At 52.8% G+C, this 14,933-nt stretch carries 20 protein-coding genes; 4 read left to right on the top strand and 16 right to left on the bottom strand.

From position 1 onward, the window contains the following. The 11 genes from TK_RS02645 to TK_RS02610 all read right to left on the bottom strand — a co-directional run bounded on the left by TK_RS02645 (nt 1) and on the right by TK_RS02610 (nt 6,357). Nucleotides 1-651, bottom strand: a complete 651-nt coding sequence (locus TK_RS02645; protein WP_011249492.1) for a peroxiredoxin — start codon at nt 649-651, stop codon at nt 1-3. Between the two features lie 291 nt (nt 652-942). Then, entirely contained in the window at nt 943-1,509 is a 567-nt protein-coding gene (locus tag TK_RS02640; protein WP_011249491.1) for a hypothetical protein, read from the bottom strand. Nucleotides 1,510-1,539: 30 nt separating this feature from the next. Continuing rightward, nucleotides 1,540-2,289 (bottom strand): DNA polymerase sliding clamp, encoded by a 750-nt coding sequence (locus TK_RS02635; protein ID WP_011249490.1) that lies wholly within the window; start codon nt 2,287-2,289, stop codon nt 1,540-1,542. A gap of 2 nt (nt 2,290-2,291) precedes the next feature. Then, nucleotides 2,292-2,468, bottom strand: coding sequence for a hypothetical protein (locus TK_RS12105; RefSeq protein WP_011249489.1), 177 nt, complete (start codon nt 2,466-2,468; stop codon nt 2,292-2,294). After that, nucleotides 2,465-2,797: a transcription factor S gene (locus TK_RS02630; RefSeq protein WP_011249488.1), complete on the bottom strand. Its 333-nt coding sequence runs from the start codon at nt 2,795-2,797 to the stop codon at nt 2,465-2,467. The genes TK_RS12105 and TK_RS02630 overlap by 4 nt, the downstream gene beginning before the upstream one ends. A 63-nt stretch (nt 2,798-2,860) precedes the next feature. Then, the gene (locus TK_RS02625) at nt 2,861-3,289 is read right to left on the bottom strand and encodes an immunoglobulin-like domain-containing protein (protein ID WP_011249487.1); all 429 of its coding nucleotides are present in this window, start codon (nt 3,287-3,289) and stop codon (nt 2,861-2,863) included. Between the two features lie 5 nt (nt 3,290-3,294). Beyond that, nucleotides 3,295-3,576, bottom strand: a complete 282-nt coding sequence (locus tag TK_RS11880) for an immunoglobulin-like domain-containing protein (protein ID WP_011249486.1) — start codon at nt 3,574-3,576, stop codon at nt 3,295-3,297. 48 nt (nt 3,577-3,624) lie between these two features. Next, a complete protein-coding gene (locus TK_RS12005) occupies nt 3,625-3,789 on the bottom strand; it encodes a hypothetical protein (RefSeq protein ID WP_011249485.1) in 165 nt (54 codons plus the stop codon). Next, a complete protein-coding gene (locus tag TK_RS02620; RefSeq protein WP_048053666.1) occupies nt 3,786-4,241 on the bottom strand; it encodes an immunoglobulin-like domain-containing protein in 456 nt (151 codons plus the stop codon). Before TK_RS02620 ends, TK_RS12005 begins: the two co-directional genes overlap by 4 nt. 284 nt (nt 4,242-4,525) lie before the next feature. Further along, nucleotides 4,526-5,821 carry a serine hydroxymethyltransferase gene (gene glyA / locus TK_RS02615; protein WP_011249483.1) on the bottom strand — a complete coding sequence of 432 codons (1,296 nt, stop codon included), beginning with the start codon at nt 5,819-5,821 and terminating at the stop codon, nt 4,526-4,528. Between the two features lie 182 nt (nt 5,822-6,003). Next, on the bottom strand, nt 6,004-6,357 hold the full coding sequence (locus TK_RS02610; RefSeq protein ID WP_011249482.1) for an iron-sulfur cluster assembly protein: 354 nt from the start codon (nt 6,355-6,357) through the stop codon (nt 6,004-6,006). Nucleotides 6,358-6,515: 158 nt separating this feature from the next. On the opposite strand from TK_RS02610, the gene TK_RS02605 reads away from it, so the two are divergent. Continuing rightward, the gene (locus TK_RS02605) at nt 6,516-7,511 is read left to right on the top strand and encodes a hypothetical protein (RefSeq protein WP_011249481.1); all 996 of its coding nucleotides are present in this window, start codon (nt 6,516-6,518) and stop codon (nt 7,509-7,511) included. An 18-nt stretch (nt 7,512-7,529) separates the two neighbouring features. Here TK_RS02605 and TK_RS02600 read toward each other — a convergent pair whose 3' ends face one another. The 3 genes from TK_RS02600 to TK_RS02590 all read right to left on the bottom strand — a co-directional run bounded on the left by TK_RS02600 (nt 7,530) and on the right by TK_RS02590 (nt 8,646). Further along, nucleotides 7,530-7,877 (bottom strand): class II SORL domain-containing protein, encoded by a 348-nt coding sequence (locus tag TK_RS02600; RefSeq protein WP_011249480.1) that lies wholly within the window; start codon nt 7,875-7,877, stop codon nt 7,530-7,532. A gap of 11 nt (nt 7,878-7,888) precedes the next feature. Next, entirely contained in the window at nt 7,889-8,050 is a 162-nt protein-coding gene (gene rd, locus TK_RS02595; RefSeq protein ID WP_011249479.1) for a rubredoxin, read from the bottom strand. An 80-nt stretch (nt 8,051-8,130) separates the two neighbouring features. After that, nucleotides 8,131-8,646 carry a rubrerythrin family protein gene (locus TK_RS02590; protein ID WP_011249478.1) on the bottom strand — a complete coding sequence of 172 codons (516 nt, stop codon included), beginning with the start codon at nt 8,644-8,646 and terminating at the stop codon, nt 8,131-8,133. A gap of 186 nt (nt 8,647-8,832) precedes the next feature. On the opposite strand from TK_RS02590, the gene TK_RS02585 reads away from it, so the two are divergent. The 3 genes from TK_RS02585 to TK_RS02575 are packed head-to-tail and all read left to right on the top strand — an operon-like array spanning nt 8,833 to nt 13,833. After that, nucleotides 8,833-10,182: an alpha/beta hydrolase-fold protein gene (locus tag TK_RS02585; protein ID WP_011249477.1), complete on the top strand. Its 1,350-nt coding sequence runs from the start codon at nt 8,833-8,835 to the stop codon at nt 10,180-10,182. 45 nt (nt 10,183-10,227) lie between these two features. Then, on the top strand, nt 10,228-12,930 hold the full coding sequence (locus tag TK_RS02580) for a DEAD/DEAH box helicase (protein ID WP_011249476.1): 2,703 nt from the start codon (nt 10,228-10,230) through the stop codon (nt 12,928-12,930). A gap of 51 nt (nt 12,931-12,981) precedes the next feature. Next, nucleotides 12,982-13,833, top strand: a complete 852-nt coding sequence (locus TK_RS02575) for a hypothetical protein (protein ID WP_011249475.1) — start codon at nt 12,982-12,984, stop codon at nt 13,831-13,833. On the opposite strand, the gene TK_RS02570 is transcribed toward TK_RS02575, so the two are convergent. Both TK_RS02570 and TK_RS02565 read right to left on the bottom strand, forming a co-directional pair. After that, nucleotides 13,817-14,434: a YigZ family protein gene (locus tag TK_RS02570; RefSeq protein WP_011249474.1), complete on the bottom strand. Its 618-nt coding sequence runs from the start codon at nt 14,432-14,434 to the stop codon at nt 13,817-13,819. The genes TK_RS02575 and TK_RS02570 overlap by 17 nt on opposite strands. Nucleotides 14,435-14,445: 11 nt before the next feature. Beyond that, complete coding sequence (locus TK_RS02565) at nt 14,446-14,898, bottom strand: HAD family hydrolase (RefSeq protein WP_011249473.1); 453 nt, start codon at nt 14,896-14,898, stop codon at nt 14,446-14,448. Nucleotides 14,899-14,933: the final 35 nt, after the last annotated feature.

The following is a 14,933-nucleotide window of genomic DNA, read 5'->3' as shown; positions in this document are numbered from 1 at the left end:
TCACTCGAGCTTCTTGTAGCAGAACCACCAGTCGTAGCACTCGATCTCGCCCTTGGCCTTGGCCTCTTCGCGCTGCTTGACCTCGTCGACGGTGCTGGCAGGCGGGACGATGGCCTTATCGCCGATGAGCTCGTTGTTCGGCCACTTGTGCGGAAGGGCGACTCCCTTCTCGTCGCTGACCTTGAGGGCCTTGACGAGCCTGAGGATCTCGTCCCAGTCCCTGCCGACCTCGGCCGGGTAGTAGACGATGGCCCTTATGATGCCCTTGTCGTCGACGATGAAGACAGCCCTAGCGGTTATGGTGGCGCCGCTGGGTATCATGCCGAGCTTGTCGGCGAGCTCACCGCGGTCGTCGGCTATGACCGGGAAGGTTATCTCCTCGCCGAGGTTCTCCTTGATCCACTCCATCCACTTGATGTGGCTGAAGACCTGGTCAACGCTGAGTCCGATGGGCTCGACGCCGAGCTCCCTGAACTGGTCAACCCTCTTCTGCATGGCGTAGAACTCGGTCGTACAGACCGGGGTGAAGTCAGCCGGGTGGCTGAACAGCACGAACCACTTGCCCTGCTCGGCGAAGTAGTCCGGGAGCTTTATCACGCCGTGGGTGGTCTTGACCTCAACCTCTGGGAACTTTTCTCCTATGACGACCATCTTACATCACCTCTTTCTTTTTGTGTGTCGTCTTCACTATAAACCTGGTTGGTTCGAATATATAAAGCTTTCGGTTTGGTTTCGGGAACAAATTTGACGGAAAGACAAATCAACGTGAACATCTGTTTTATAAACGTCTAAATCTGGATTCTTAGATTGTCATAATTGGTCAGTTCTACCTAGATTGTGGGCATAATTTCAAAAAATGTGGCCATTGATAGACCTCAACATCCATTCATTTGGAGGATTGCTTTAGAGAATAAAAACTGGAGCAACTTAAAAGGACTTACTTTAGAGGAATATCCTTACTCTTCGTGCGGCCTCTCTCTCAACGAGGGCTCGCCCAATAACGGTGGGGATAATGGCCATATCTCCGGCCATAAACGGCCCATACTCTTTCATGTCCGGGCCAAGAACGGCTGGGAGGTCTATCTGGATAATGTAAGCTTCCTTTGGAACCTCCTTGGACCTGTACTCTGCCTCGGCTTCGCTCTCTTCCTGCGGTTGGACTTCCTCTGAAATTTCCGGGAGCTCTTCCCTCTCGATAAATGCTCTTATGACGTTGAAGAGCCTCTTTTCCTCGGCTGTCATCTCCGCGATTTTACCCTCGACTGCGAGATCAACTATCTTATGGAGTCTGAGCTTGATGATCTCCTTCATGAGGGACTCCGCTATCTTGAGCTGGGCGAGGTAAAGCCTTTCCTCGACGTCTTCTCCGCGTTCCCTGGAGCTCTCTGCGCTTAGCTTTAGGGCCTTTATCAGGCTGTCGAACTCAACGTAGAAGTCTTCGTCAAGTTCGTTTAAATCCGTACTTGAGAGCTCTGCCTCCAGGAGTTCCCTGAGCTTCACTATATCCACGTTCCCACCTCAAAAAAGAGTTGAGGGAGGTCACTCCTCAACGCGCGGAGCGAGCAGGAAGGTCAGTCTGCCCTCGTCTCTGATCATGTACTCCATCTGGAGCGGCATCTCGTTGCCGAAGCGGAGGATAACTTCGTCGGCCTTCCCGATGCCCTTGACCATGTCGCTGAGGTATCTTATGCCGTAGGCACTCTTGGTCTCTTCCTCGACTTCAAGGTCGAGAAGGCCCTCGTCCTCAAGGGTAAGCCTTATCTCGACCTCGTTGGTCTCGCCCTCGGCCTTCATTGTGAACTCGTTCTCCTTTGCTATGAACTTGATGGCGTCGCTGACGAGGGAAGCGTCCTTTATGCCCTCCTTGAGAACCTCACCGAGGAGGACTACCTTAGCCGTGAACGGGAGCTCGGGAAGCTCCAGCTCAAGCTCTTCCACATCTATCAGAGGGAGCCTGAATGTCCTCTTGGCGGTTCCCTCAAAAGTTATCTCAAGGAAGTTCTCGTCGCCCTTCCTGAGTATGAGGGTGTCTTTCGCCTTGCCGCGCTTGAGGATTTTCTTGAACTGGTCCATGTTGATGCCGATTGTCTCGGGCTCTTCGACCTCGTACTTGGAGAAGATGCTTTCGGGCAGGTTGAGGTCAATGAGAACGACCCTGCTCGGGTCCATTGCGCGCATGCTTATGCCTTCCTCAGTGAACTTAAAGGCGGCCTCGTCGATGAGGTTGCTTGCGGTCGCTATCAGGTCTGCAAACTCCTTGGCCCCGTCAAAAACAACTTCGAACGGCATTTTTATCCCTCCTTTTTAGCTGACTCTAATATCTGAAGCATGAGCCTAACCCTTTCTTTTCCACGGAATAAATAAGTCTTTCCATTGTCCGTGTCGGGTAAGCGGAGGTAGGCCTCCTCAAGCTCCTTGAGGGCCTTCTGGGCGAGCTTTCTCAGGGTTTCAAGCTCGACCTCGTTCACTCGTAGGCCCTCCAGGTATAGCCGCACTTGGTACACTTGTAGAAGATCGTGCTCGGCTCGTCTCCAGCCCTCGTCTGCATTTCCCACCAGTAAGCTGTGTCGTTGCCGCACTTGGGGCATGTGACCTTTGTCGTGGGCAGGGTCTTGAGGTCCTGCTCCACCACTATGATCTCCTCGTCCGGCTTGTGCTCGACTTTCTTGGTGATCTTCGTTTTCTCTCTGTCTTTCTCCTCGTCGAAGGGCTCTTCATAGCCACATGAGCGGCAGACCCAGACCTTCCTCTTCCTGTCTGGGAGCATCAGGTTCCCGCATTTCGGACAGAACTTCATCTCTCACCACCCCTTTAGCCGAGGGTTCGGTATGTTGAAAGAGGATAAAAAGTTTTGCTCCGATTATGACAGCAGATCAAACTCCAAGCTGGCGTTTACACAGCCCCTTGGCCAGCCGCAGATCTCCTTAACAATCCTGTATCTTCCCGGTGGCAGGTCCCGGAGTGAAGGGGCCCCTCCGACGGATTCATTTTCCAGCAGATACTTCAAACTGACTTTCTGCTCCCAGGACTGAAAGGGCATGAGCCAGTGGAGTACCGCAGGAAAGATAAGGCCAGTTCTAACCGGGGCCAACGTTCCGTTTTCTAAGCGGTAGAGATGGTAGCCCTCTCCGAATGAGATTGGCGTCAACCCAATGTTGCATGTCCTTAAAACTGGCTCTTCTCCGGGATGATAGCCACTCTTGTCAAGCCCCACGTAGAAGTGAGGTCCGGTAAGGCCCCAGACAAGGAGTATTATGAGGGTGCAGGCCGCCCCTGTCTTCCCCCTCATTGGGATCACCTGACAATCTCAAACTCGGCCGATAGAGTTATTTCGTTACTCCTGCTTTCACATTTGTCTCGATCAATGAGAACTGTTTTCTCTATTTTGTATCTACATGGCGGAAGTGGTTTGAGCTTTCCGAAGGCTCCGTCAGGGACGCGTATGACCAAGGGCACGGTTTGCGTCCAGTTGCCGCCCGGCGGTATCTGCCACCCGATACTTGTGAACGTGAAACCAGTTTCTATCTCTTTCCAGCTTCCGTTTTCCAGCAGGTATAATCTGTAAGGTGCGCCCACTATTATCGTCTCGCTCCCCGTGTTGGTTATGGTCAGGGTAAGGTTGTCTCAAACTTTGTATGCCTCCTTTTCGAGGTCCATAACGGCAGTCCCGGCCGTACAGGCTGCATTGTTCTCGGTTATCTCGCGGTTTTTGCAAAGTTCCACGTAAAAAACGCCGGAAAGGAGAAGAAAAACAACGATGAACACTAGGGGCCACTTCATCGGACTCATCCCTTTACCTCGAACTCCGCACTGACCTCGTAGCTGGCAGCGTTTTCAGTCCCCTGTGAAGTTAGAATGACTTTCTTGACGATCTTGTAGTGTCCCGGGGAAAGCTTCAGATCCGCGAGATTGACCTTCTGCTCCCAGCTCTTTCCAGGTTCTATCGAAACGGCGATCTCTATGAACATGAGGTTAACGGGAACTTCCTCCCACTCTCCGTTTTCTTCTCGGTAGAGCCTGAAGTGGTAGCTGGTAGTTGCCTTTGTCTCGCCCTCGTTGATAAGCCTGATAATCATGGTATCGGAAGGACTGTAGGTGGACTTGTCAAGCTCCATTTTGACGAACTTCGCGTGGCTGTCCTGCGGCGAACCGCTGGCCTCTTTCCCATCCCAGCTGAGGGCTCCGTATCCTGCTACAACCAAAACAACAACTGCTATCCCTATCACAAGCGCCTTCCTCATTGATTTCACCAGAGGTTTTTGAACTTCCAGAATAATAATCCTTTCGTTCACTTCAAGGAGTTTCGAAACGTTTGGTAATTTGAACCACTGGATTTGAGCCCCTTATTTTATCCCGTTTCGGGGGAAGTTAGCGGTACCGGGGGCGCGTGGCTAATGAAGGTGTGGTACCGCTGGAAAGGGCTAGAAAAGGTTGTTTATAACGTTTTCTTCAAAAAAATCCAGCAAGAAGGCTTTCCACCTGGATACGATTGAAATTAGAAATAAAAATGTGGAAAAGTTCCAATTTACTCCCTGAGCCTGAGCGGGAGCCCGTGGTCGAAGGAGTAGTAAACCTTCTGGTACTCGGCGCGGAAGCCGTAGACGTCTCTCCTGACCTTGGCAGGGTCTTCCTTGTCTATGAGGACGCGCCTGATGAACCTTGCTATCTCCTTCATCTCATCCTCCATCATTCCAACCCTGGTCATCTCCTGGACTCCAATCCTAAGGCCGCTCGGCTCGTTGACCTTCTCAAGCGGGTCCCACGGGAGGAGGTTCTTGTTGAGGATTATGCCGGCCTCTTCAAGCAGCGGGGCCGCCCATCCTCCAGCTGCAGGGTGGAGGTCTGAAACGTCAACGATGACCTGGTGGCTCTCGGTGTAGCCCTTGTCCTCGCCGATGACCTTGAAGCCTTCCTCCGCCAGGGCTTCGGCAAGGGCCTTGGCGTTCTTGACTATCTGGGCCGCGTACTTCTCACCGTACTCGAGCATCTCGGCGGCGGTGATTACCTTACCCGCCATGTGGTGGAGGTGGTGGTTGCTGAGGACACCCGGGAAGATGGCCCACTGGAGCTTGGCTATCTCTTCCGTCTCGCCGAAGCGCTTGTAAATGATGACACCGCCCTGCGGCCCAGGGAAGGTCTTGTGAGTTGAGGCCGTGATTATGTCGGCTCCCTCGCGGAGCGGGTCCTGGAACTGCTTTCCAGCTATGAGACCGAGGACGTGGGCACCGTCGTACATGACGTAGGCGCCAACCTCTTTGGCGACCGGAGCGAGCTCCTTGACAGGGTGCGGGAACGGGAAGAGCGAACCGCCGAAGACGACTATCTTGGGTTCGACCTCGCGGATGAGCTTCTCGGCCTTGTCGACATCGATGTTGAACTCCTCGTTGTCGAAGGGCCAGGTGTGGACTTCAAGACCCCTCATTCCGGCGGCACCGAAGGGCATGTGGCTTATGTGTCCGCCGTGGCTGGTGTGAAGAACTATCGCCTTGTCGCCCGGCTGGGTGAGCCCGAAGAAGACCGCCTGGTTGGCGTTTGTTCCAGAAATCGGTCTCAGGTCGGCGAAGTCGCTTCCGAAGAGCTTGGTGAAGAGCTCAACACCGATGAGCTCAACCTCGTCAACGTACTTGCAGCCCTGATAGTACCTCTGCTTCGGCCAGCCCTCGGCGTACTTGTGCATAAAACCTGAGGCAACGGCCCTGGTAACGCTCGGAGAAGTCACGTTTTCGCTCGCGATGAGGTTTATCGTGTGCTTCCTCCAGTTCTCGTGGTCTTCAATAAAGCCAAGAACCTTGTCTCTGTACTCTCTATATCCTTCAGCCATTGGGAACACCTCGATGGTTGTTTGAACGGGGGGGATATAAATTTTACCTAAAGTGTGCATGTGTCCTGAGATGTACATTAGGGTTCGCAGAAATTTTTGAGGTGTAAGGGCCGTTTTCATCATTTTTCTTCATAGTATATGGCACACTATACCCAAGCCTTTGAAAACTCTAAGGAGCTTATTCAATCGCCCTCAAGGTCTTCGGCCCTGTACCTTCCCCTGTTCTCGAAGACCCCAACGGGGTTGTTCTTGAGGTCATAGACGTAGACGTTCTCAAACTTGACTAGGGCAAAGCGCTCCATTATGTCGCCGATTATCTTAGAATACGCTATGGCGCTCTCGCCTGTTATATTGTACTCGGCGTGGCTCTCGAAGTTGAGCCAGACCTTGAGAGTATCTTCCGTGACCTCCAAGCCGGCGACGACACCCGAGTCGAGGATGTCTCCCCCGGTTATTGGGTCAGTTATCTTTGCAAGCTCCTCCAGAACGGCCCTGTAGTGTTCGGGCCACTCACGGTCGGGCATGTAAACTTTCATTTTCCTCCCACCTAAGTGGGATTTTGTTTGAACAGTTATAAGCCTTCCTGGGCAGTTCTGGTCAATTCTCTTAAAGAACTAAGCTTTTTCATTTGATAGCTCTGTAGTTTTCGACATAAATTTAAAAAAAGCTTAAATACTTGGCGTTAAAATATGCCATGGGTGTTGAAGTGGGCGAGGGTCGAACAGTTCTATTAAACGGAAAGGAGTTCATGCTTATCGGGACTGTTATAACAATGATAAGCGGTCTTTTTGGGGTAATAGGCCTCCCGATTTTTATCGTTGGAGGGCTCCTGTACGCCGCTGGGCTGTACTTCTGGAGCATTGATGTTGACTCAAGACCATTGCTACTCTTCGTGGGGGAGACTGCTTTGATAGCCGCAGGTGCCTTGGTGCTCAATATGCTGGTGTATCGTATGGAACTCTCGCCGGTCTTGGGGTTCAAAACTCTCGTCTTATCACTCTTGGTGCTTTACCCCTTCATAGTAGCCTCCGCCGTTCTCTATCGGATCAGAATGGGCCTTTTTGCCGAAGAAACTGGGGAACTCAATTTCAACCTTGCGGGTAACTTGGCTCTCATCGGCGCTCTTCTGCTCCCCCTACTTATCGGAATCCCCCTATACAACATAGGGAAGCTCGTTGAGTTCTTCAGCCTCTGGAAAGTTCCCCTGGTAGGCACTAGAACCGAGGGTTTACCCTTTGTCTCACTGAAAAAAATAGCAGGAATAGCCCTCGTCACGCTGGTGCTTGGAGGAACGCTCTATTATTTCATCAAGCCCGATTACGACTTTGAGATCATAAAGAAAGATCAAAAAGTTGCACTCTATGGAAACTTTTATGACCATGGCATAGAACTTGAGCTTGTGTATGTCCCTAGAACGTGTGGAGACGTGAAATACAAACCTAGACCAGACGGAAGCCTTCTTCTCGTGGATTCAAGACATCCATGCAACGTTAAAATCTACGTTGATGGACGAGAAATATATTCCCCAGATTATCAGATTCAGGAGATAAAGGGAGTACTAGAAAACCTGTTTTACACTCACGGTGTTGTTTCGATAAAGAAGACGTTTTTGGCACCGAAAAATGCCAGTACTGTCGTTGTATCCTTTGAAGGTGAGAACGTAACCTTCCAGATTCCAAGACATGGATAAAGATAAAAACGGAAAAGATCACTCAAGTGTGACCTCGTTCTCCCAGAGGCCGTGGATGTTGCAGTAGCTGAGCGCGTAGAGCTTGCCCTTCTTCTGTGTCCTGAAGAAGAATACCGCCCTCGGCTCGGTGAGCGGGTCGGTGTGGTTGCTGAACTCAACCTTACCGACGAGTATCGGGAAGGCTCCATCCTCCGGGTGGAACCAGAGCTGTATCCAAGCTATGTGGTGCTCGGGGGTGTTCGGGTGCGGTATCTCCTTTCCAACAGAGACCTCGACCTTGACGAGGTCGCCCTCCTTCTCGTACTCTATAACGGGGACGTGCTTCTCACCCTTCCAGTCTCCACTCTTTATGGTCTGGCTAAGCATCTTCCATCACCTCACTCAATCTTCTCAAACATATCCTTGGGAGCGCCACAGAGCGGGCAGACCCAGTCATCCGGAAGGTCTTCGAACTTGGTTCCCGGGGCTATCCCGCTGTCGGGGTCGCCCTCATCCTCATCGTAGATGTATCCACAGACTATGCACTTCCACTTCGCCATTTTCTTTCACCGCTTTAATGTTATTAGTCATACCTTATAAGGTTTGCGTCTCAAACCTGTGAAAAGGAAAATCGAAAGATTCACTCGAACACCACGAACTTGTCCCTCGGGGCGCCGCAGACGGGGCAGTACTCGGGGGCCTCATCAACGGCCGTGTAGCCGCAGACCGGGCAGATGTAGACCCTCTTTATCTCGATGTCCTCTCCCTTCTCGGCCTTCTCCTTGGCCTTCTTGTAGAGCTCTGCGTGTATCTTCTCAGCCTCAAGGGCGTAGTGGGTCGTCCTCACCGCGTCCTTCTCCTCCTGGAACTCGGCGGAGTTCTTGTAAACAGGATACATCTCCTCTACCTCGAAGGTCTCGCCCTCTATTCCCATCTGCAGGTTCTCGGGAGTCTTCCCAAGCTTGCCGAGGGCTATGAAGTGGTTCTTAGCGTGGACGAACTCGGCATGAGCTATAGCCCTGAAGAGCTTGGCTATGTTGTGAAGTCCTTCCCTCTCGGCCTGCTCGGCGAAGATAAGGTACCTCATGTGGGCCATGCTTTCGCCTGCGAAAGCATCCTCCAAAAACTTCCGGGTCATTTCCCTCTTCACTACCATTGGCAGACACCTGAAAAAGTCGTCACAACAAATTTGTACTTTGATGTATAAAAATATTGCGTAATTGTCGAGTTTAGTTTTATTGACGCTCTGTTTTTACACTGCCTCAAAACTTCCCGAACCGCCGTTAGAGGGGAGCAGTGGAAAAAGATAAAACCTACGCAGGCAACCCTTTCAGGTGATCAAATGAGCATGAAAGTTGCAGGCTTCCTTCTGATTTTTCTGCTCATGGTAGCTTCAGCCGGATGCGTAGGCCAGAACTCAAGTACAGCACAAACAGGCTCTCAGGGCCCACCAACCTCTTCCGCCGAAAAAGGGGCTGGATCTGACATAACTCAGGGTGACCAAACCAGTCAAACATCCTCAACACAATCTCAAACTACCAGTTCTTCCTCTTCCGAAACATCTACCACACCCAGGGGCACATCAACAAAAACAGAATCCAGGGAGATAACAGTTACCTTCATCGTCTCGGTTCCAGGTTACACCCCCGAAGACGATGCAGTTTACATAGCGGGCGACTTCAACGGCTGGAACCCAGGAGACGAAAACTACAGGCTCACGAAGCTCCCCGACGGCAGGTGGGCAATAAACCTGACGTTCCCCTACGGAAAGGTCATCGAGTTTAAGTTCACCCGTGGCTCGTGGGAGACCGTTGAAAAAGGCCCAAACGGGGAGGAAATCCCCAACAGGCAGTTTGTATTCAAAGATAGCGGGACTTACGAGTTCACCGTTTACCACTGGCGCGACTACGTCGAGGAGGTCGGAGTGGGCGAACACACGATAACGGGCAACGTAACGACCTTCAAGATGGTCATCCCCCAGCTCAACCGGACGAGGAGGATATGGATCTACCTGCCCCCGGACTACGGGACTACCAACAGGAGCTATCCAGTCCTCTACATGTTCGACGGGCAGAACCTCTTCGACAGCGCAACTTCCTTCGCGGGCGAGTGGGGTGTTGACGAGGCCCTTGAAAAGCTCTACACCGAGAGGGGATTCTCGATAATAGTGGTTGGAATCGACAACGGTGGGGACAAAAGGATAGACGAGTATGCCCCCTGGGTGAACGAGGAGTACGGAAGGGGCGGCGAGGGCGACGCCATGGTGCGCTTCATAGTCGAGACGCTAAAGCCCTACATAGACTCCCACTACCGCACAGTTCCCAACGAAACGGGAATAATGGGCTCTTCCCTCGGCGGGCTGATGGCAGTCTATGCAGGCTTTGCATATCCGGAGGTCTTCCGCTACGTTGGAGCCATGAGCTCGGCGTTCTGGTTCAATCCTGAGATATACGACTTCGTCAGGAACGCAGAGAAAGGGCCCGAGAAAATCTACATCGACTGGGGCACTATGGAGGGGAGCGATCCAGGAGCGTTCTCCAGGAGCAACGAGGAGATGGTGAGCATCCTGAAGGAGAAGGGCTATGTTGAAGGAGTGAACCTCAAGGTCGTGATAGACGAGGGCGCCCAGCACAACGAGTACTACTGGGGCAAGAGGTTCCCAGATGCCGTCCTGTGGCTCTTTGAGGGGTGACTTCCCGACCGCTTTATTTTTTAACCGCGGTTCCAATTCTAACCCATGTCCCTCTTTGAAGTCCTCAAACCCCTGAAGTCAGAGATCGCGAGAGTCCACGTTTTTCCTCCGAGAGAAGGTGAGTTTGGAGAATTCGCGTTCAAAAACCCAGAAATAAACGCCCTCGTTGAGGAGCTGGGCTTTTCTCTCTACCGTCACCAGGTTGAGGCCCTGGAAAAGCTCTACGCTGGAAAAAATATCGTCGTTACAACGCCAACGGCCAGCGGGAAGAGCGAAATCTTCCGCCTGGCTATCTTCGACTCCTACCTCCTAGATCCGCGGAAGACCTACCTCCTCGTTTACCCCACGCGGGCGCTCATAAACAACCAGCTCGAGAAGTTCCAGAGGGCGAACCTTTCATTCTACCGCATAACTGGAAAGCTCGTACCTGCGAAGATTCTAACGGGGGACGTCCCTTGGGAAGAGAGAAGAAGGCTCCTCCGCGAGAGGCCGAGGGTGGTCTTCACTACCCCGGACATGCTCCACTACAACATCCTACGAAGATGGAGAGAGTACGAGTGGCTCCTCAGGAACCTTCGATACCTCGTCGTCGATGAGCTCCACGTCTACCGCGGGGTCTTTGGGAGCAATGCCGCGTGGCTCTTCAGGCGTCTGTCCTTCAGGCTCAAGCGCCTTGGAGTGAAGCCGCAGATAATAGCCCTCTCCGCCACGCTGAGGAACCCAAAGGAGTTCGCGGAGAAGCTCTTTAGAACGGAGTTTGAGCCAATAACCCATGCAACCAATCCGTTCCCGCGGAGGTATCTCGTTCTCTTTGAGCCGAAGAACCTTGGCGATAAACAGCTCCTAAGGGCCGTAATCGAGAGGCTCGTGAGTAAGAGGATAAAGACCCTCGTCTTTTTCGACAGCAGGAAGGGCACCGAGAAGACCCTACGCTTCCTCCTCAACTCTCCGGTCTTTTCAAAGGTGACCACCTACAAGGGCACCCTGCCGAAGAACGTCCGATGGGAAGTTGAGAGGGACTTCAGGGATGGGAAATTGCTTGCCCTCCTGACTACGAACGCCCTCGAACTCGGGATAGACATAGGTGACCTCGATGCCGTGATAAACTACGGCATTCCCCCTGACGGGCTGTTCTCCCTCATCCAGCGCTTTGGGAGGGCTGGAAGGAGCGCCGACAGGGAAGCCCTGAACGGCGTTGTTTTGAGGAAGAACGGCCTCGATTACTACTACCGCGAGCACTTCAATGAGCTCGTCGAGAGGCTTGAGAAGGGCATCATCGAGTACATGCCGGTCAAGACCGACAACGAGCGCATAGCGGAGAAGCACCTCCACTACCTCCTCACCGAGCTTGGAATAGTTGACTGGGACGAGCTGGACGAGTTCGAGAGGAGAATAGCCGAAAAGCTCGTGGTCGAGAGGAAGGCCGACCTCAAGAAGAACCCGCTGACAGGGAAGCTTGAGGTCAGGGTTAGAAGACCGGCCTTCGAGTACTCCTCGCTGAGAACTGCCAGTGACGAGAGCTTCTTCCTCGTGAAGGACGAGCCGTGGATAAGGGCGAAGCTGATGGAAAAGTCCTCTCTCCGAGAGCTCCTAAACTTCATAAACTGGCTCAAGATGAAGGGCCACATCATTGAAGAAGTCGATGAGGACGAATACCACCGCTCGCTCTTACCCGGAATGGCCTACTTCTCAAGGGGAGAGCTCTACATGGCGATGGAGCGGCTCAGCATCGGAAAGTTCCACTTCGTATTTGCGAAGCAACTAAACCGCCTCTGGGACGTTGAGACCTTCGCGAGGAAGCTGGAAGAAGTCGAGATACTGGAAGAGAGGGCAAAGAAGGCCTACAAAGGCGTGGAGATAGGTCTCGGAAGGCTCCGCGTCAGGCACGTCTACACCGGCTTCGCCGTGAAGGGGCTCGATACTGGAAACTACGTGGAGGAACTGGTACGGCTGAAGGAAGCTGGCATACTCAAAGGCGAAATCTCCTCTCCAGCGACGGGCGAGAGAGTTGAGACGGAGGAAGACTTCTCGATACTCAACTGGGAGAAGTTCGCGAAAGTGGAATTCGAGGAGCCCTACGTCAGGGAGTTCGAGACCGAAGGAATATGGCTCGTCTTCCCGGAGGAGATACGAGAACTAACGGAAGAGGAGTTCAGGGAGTTCTTTGGCAGGGCGACCGAGAAGGGGTTTGAGGATTTGGCGTTCCAGATATACGAGAGCCTTGATAGAAGAAAGCTCTTCCCGCTCTACCTCGGTGCCACGAGCTTCATAATAAGGAAGGCAATAGGTGATGCCCTCCAGAAGGCTGGGATTCAGAATGAGGAACTCGCCTTCGCCGTGAAGAAGATGGTGGACAGCAAGGACGGAATTGGAAGCGCGCTCCACGCGATAGAGCACAACATGATAAAGATAGCGCCGATATTCACCTACGTGGACAGCAGGGAGCTCGGCGGCTACAGCTACGAGAGCTTTCCGGGGACGCCCTATTTTGGAAAGCCGGTCGTTTTCATCTACGACGGCAACGAGGGCGGCGCTGGTCTAGCCGGGATAATCTACGAGAACGCCGAGAAGCTGATGGAAAAGAGCCTTGAGCACCTGAAATCGTGTAAATGCCAGGATGGCTGTCCCGTCTGCGTTCTCTCGCCGAAGTGCGGAACCTTCAACGAGTTTCTGGACAAGTGGGCCGCAATAAAGGTTTGGGAGAGGATTTTGAAGGGAAATAAAGCGGATGCACAAGACCCGTTTTGACCTTACTCCCCATTCGGTAAATTTTTAAACTTGACTCTAGAGAAAGATTCCATGCAACCGGAGAACCCCGCAGAATCGGCCGAACACTTTATTAGATCGGGAATGTTCGATGAGGCTCATGAGTTCTTCAAAACCCTGCCGGAGGATACGCTGAACGGAGAGCTGAAATGGTATGTGGTTAAAACCGTGGAGCACTTCGCCAAGACTGGAGACCTTGAAAAGGCCCTGGGAGTGGCTTACCTCCTCGATGGCGAAGGCTTCGAATGGGCGGTTTACAGGGCGTTTTGGGTCTACCTCTGGGAAGATGAGAGCGCCGAGAGGGCAAAAAAGGCCTTTGAGCTTCATTACTTCATTCCTGATCCCGATAATAAGGCTGAAATCTTGGGGCGGATCGCGGGAGTTCTGGGGCGTAAGGAGCCCGAACTGGCAAGAATAGCTCTCAGACTCGGGATCGAGTGGACGAGGAGGATCCACAAACGGACCTACCGCTACGATGCCTTCGAGTGGCTTTACTGGAAGGCGGAGGATTTAGAGGACTGGGAGTCTGTCAGGAGGATATGCGAACTCCTCGACGAGGGGGGAAGACGTGAGCTCGTAGCTGATGTGCTTGACCTGAAGGAGGGAGAGCCCGTCCCCGACTGCGAGGAGTTCATTGAGATCAGAAAACGTATGTTGGAAGATTTAAAAAATGGAGATCCGCTGAACGATCTTATACATGCATACAAAGAGCACGAAAGGGAGCTCCTGCGCTCCAGGGGTGTTAACCCCTACCTCTACAAGCTCAAAGCCGTAAAAACGGAAGAAGGTGTTCAGTTCTACGCTGTGAGGAGACCGATAACATTGGCCATCCTCCTCTTCCTCCTGGACAAAGCTAGGAGAGTGCTATCTAAACGCTCCTCATAAACAGCGGCCTCAGCCTAACTCTTCCCCTTGTCCTCTCAGTTAAAAGCTCCATCAGCGGCTCCGCTTCCCCTTTCCTAGTCTCTACCGTGAACTTTACAAGCTCGCCGTACTCCTCTCCCACAACCCTGCCGCCGTTCTCCTCTATCGTGCTCCTGACTGTGTGAAAGAGGTTGTAGGGAAAAGTCACCTCGAAGCGCTCCGTTTCATGCACCTCAACGATTCCTGCGTTCTCTATTGCCAAGCTCGCCGCATCGCTGTAGGCCTTCACCAGACCACCGTAGCCGAGCTTTATCCCGCCGAAGTAGCGCGTAACCACGACCACAACGTTGCTCAGCCCCTTGTTCTGGATGACTTTGAGTACGGGCTTTCCGGCCGAGCCTTTTGGCTCGCCGTCGTCGTCATATCTGACCGCGAAGTTCTTTCCGTCGTTGATGAGATAGGCAGAGACGTTGTGCGTCGCGTCGCTGTGGTGTGCTTTTATCCTCGCTATGAACTCCTTCGCCTCCTCCTCAGTGCTGGCAGGCGAGGCGTAGCCTATGAAGACGGACTTCTTGATTATTAGCTGGGCAGTGCCGAGGCCCTTCAGCGTCTTGTACTCCAAACGCTATCACCTCACCCTCTCAGCGTCGCGATGAGCTTCTTCTCGTCGAGGAGCATCGCTATGGCATCCCTCACGTCGGTGACAACGACGTCGCTCGCCAGGAGGGCATCAACGGTAGCCCCTTCCTTCCCAATGACGCAGAAAGTAAGCTCCGCTCCCTCCAGCATAGCAACGTCGTTGTTTCCGTTGCCAACTGCTGCATAGGGAGCGTAGCCCCTAGCTATCTCGACCTTTTCAGAGGCGTTTGAGGCCCTCGCGATTCGTACTGGAAGACCTCCAAGCTCTTCTTCCAGCGTGCCAAAGGTGTCAGAGCTTATCACGACGACGGTGTACTTATCCGCCAGCCTCTCAAGGAGGTGCTTAACTTCCTCATCGACTCTCCCGCTCTCCCCCAGGGTGCCGTTGAGGTCGAAAATAACAGAGTCTATCTGGACTTCTCCGTAGTTAGGTATTTCCACTTTCATTTTACACACCGATGGAAGTTCAAGAAGTGTCGCTA

The sequence above is a fragment of the Thermococcus kodakarensis KOD1 genome, assembly GCF_000009965.1.
Classification (GTDB): domain Archaea; phylum Methanobacteriota_B; class Thermococci; order Thermococcales; family Thermococcaceae; genus Thermococcus; species Thermococcus kodakarensis.
Note: the sequence above shows the minus strand (reverse complement) of the source record. Positions and strands in the feature narration are given on the sequence as shown.

Bases quoted from the DNA above. Each gene is read 5' to 3' on its own strand.
- TK_RS02645 (WP_011249492.1), bottom strand. From the start codon at position 651: ATGGTCGTCATAGGAGAAAAGTTCCCAGAGGTTGAGGTCAAGACCACC.
- TK_RS02635 (WP_011249490.1), bottom strand. From the start codon at position 2,289: ATGCCGTTCGAAGTTGTTTTTGACGGGGCCAAGGAGTTTGCAGACCTG.
- TK_RS02630 (WP_011249488.1), bottom strand. From the start codon at position 2,797: ATGAAGTTCTGTCCGAAATGCGGGAACCTGATGCTCCCAGACAGGAAG.
- TK_RS02625 (WP_011249487.1), bottom strand. From the start codon at position 3,289: ATGAGGGGGAAGACAGGGGCGGCCTGCACCCTCATAATACTCCTTGTC.
- TK_RS12005 (WP_011249485.1), bottom strand. From the start codon at position 3,789: ATGAGTCCGATGAAGTGGCCCCTAGTGTTCATCGTTGTTTTTCTTCTC.
- TK_RS02620 (WP_048053666.1), bottom strand. From the start codon at position 4,241: ATGAGGAAGGCGCTTGTGATAGGGATAGCAGTTGTTGTTTTGGTTGTA.
- glyA (WP_011249483.1), bottom strand. From the start codon at position 5,821: ATGGCTGAAGGATATAGAGAGTACAGAGACAAGGTTCTTGGCTTTATT.
- TK_RS02610 (WP_011249482.1), bottom strand. From the start codon at position 6,357: ATGAAAGTTTACATGCCCGACCGTGAGTGGCCCGAACACTACAGGGCC.
- TK_RS02605 (WP_011249481.1), top strand. From the start codon at position 6,516: ATGGGTGTTGAAGTGGGCGAGGGTCGAACAGTTCTATTAAACGGAAAG.
- TK_RS02600 (WP_011249480.1), bottom strand. From the start codon at position 7,877: ATGCTTAGCCAGACCATAAAGAGTGGAGACTGGAAGGGTGAGAAGCAC.
- rd (WP_011249479.1), bottom strand. From the start codon at position 8,050: ATGGCGAAGTGGAAGTGCATAGTCTGTGGATACATCTACGATGAGGAT.
- TK_RS02590 (WP_011249478.1), bottom strand. From the start codon at position 8,646: ATGGTAGTGAAGAGGGAAATGACCCGGAAGTTTTTGGAGGATGCTTTC.
- TK_RS02585 (WP_011249477.1), top strand. From the start codon at position 8,833: ATGAGCATGAAAGTTGCAGGCTTCCTTCTGATTTTTCTGCTCATGGTA.
- TK_RS02580 (WP_011249476.1), top strand. From the start codon at position 10,228: ATGTCCCTCTTTGAAGTCCTCAAACCCCTGAAGTCAGAGATCGCGAGA.
- TK_RS02575 (WP_011249475.1), top strand. From the start codon at position 12,982: ATGCAACCGGAGAACCCCGCAGAATCGGCCGAACACTTTATTAGATCG.
- TK_RS02565 (WP_011249473.1), bottom strand. From the start codon at position 14,898: ATGAAAGTGGAAATACCTAACTACGGAGAAGTCCAGATAGACTCTGTT.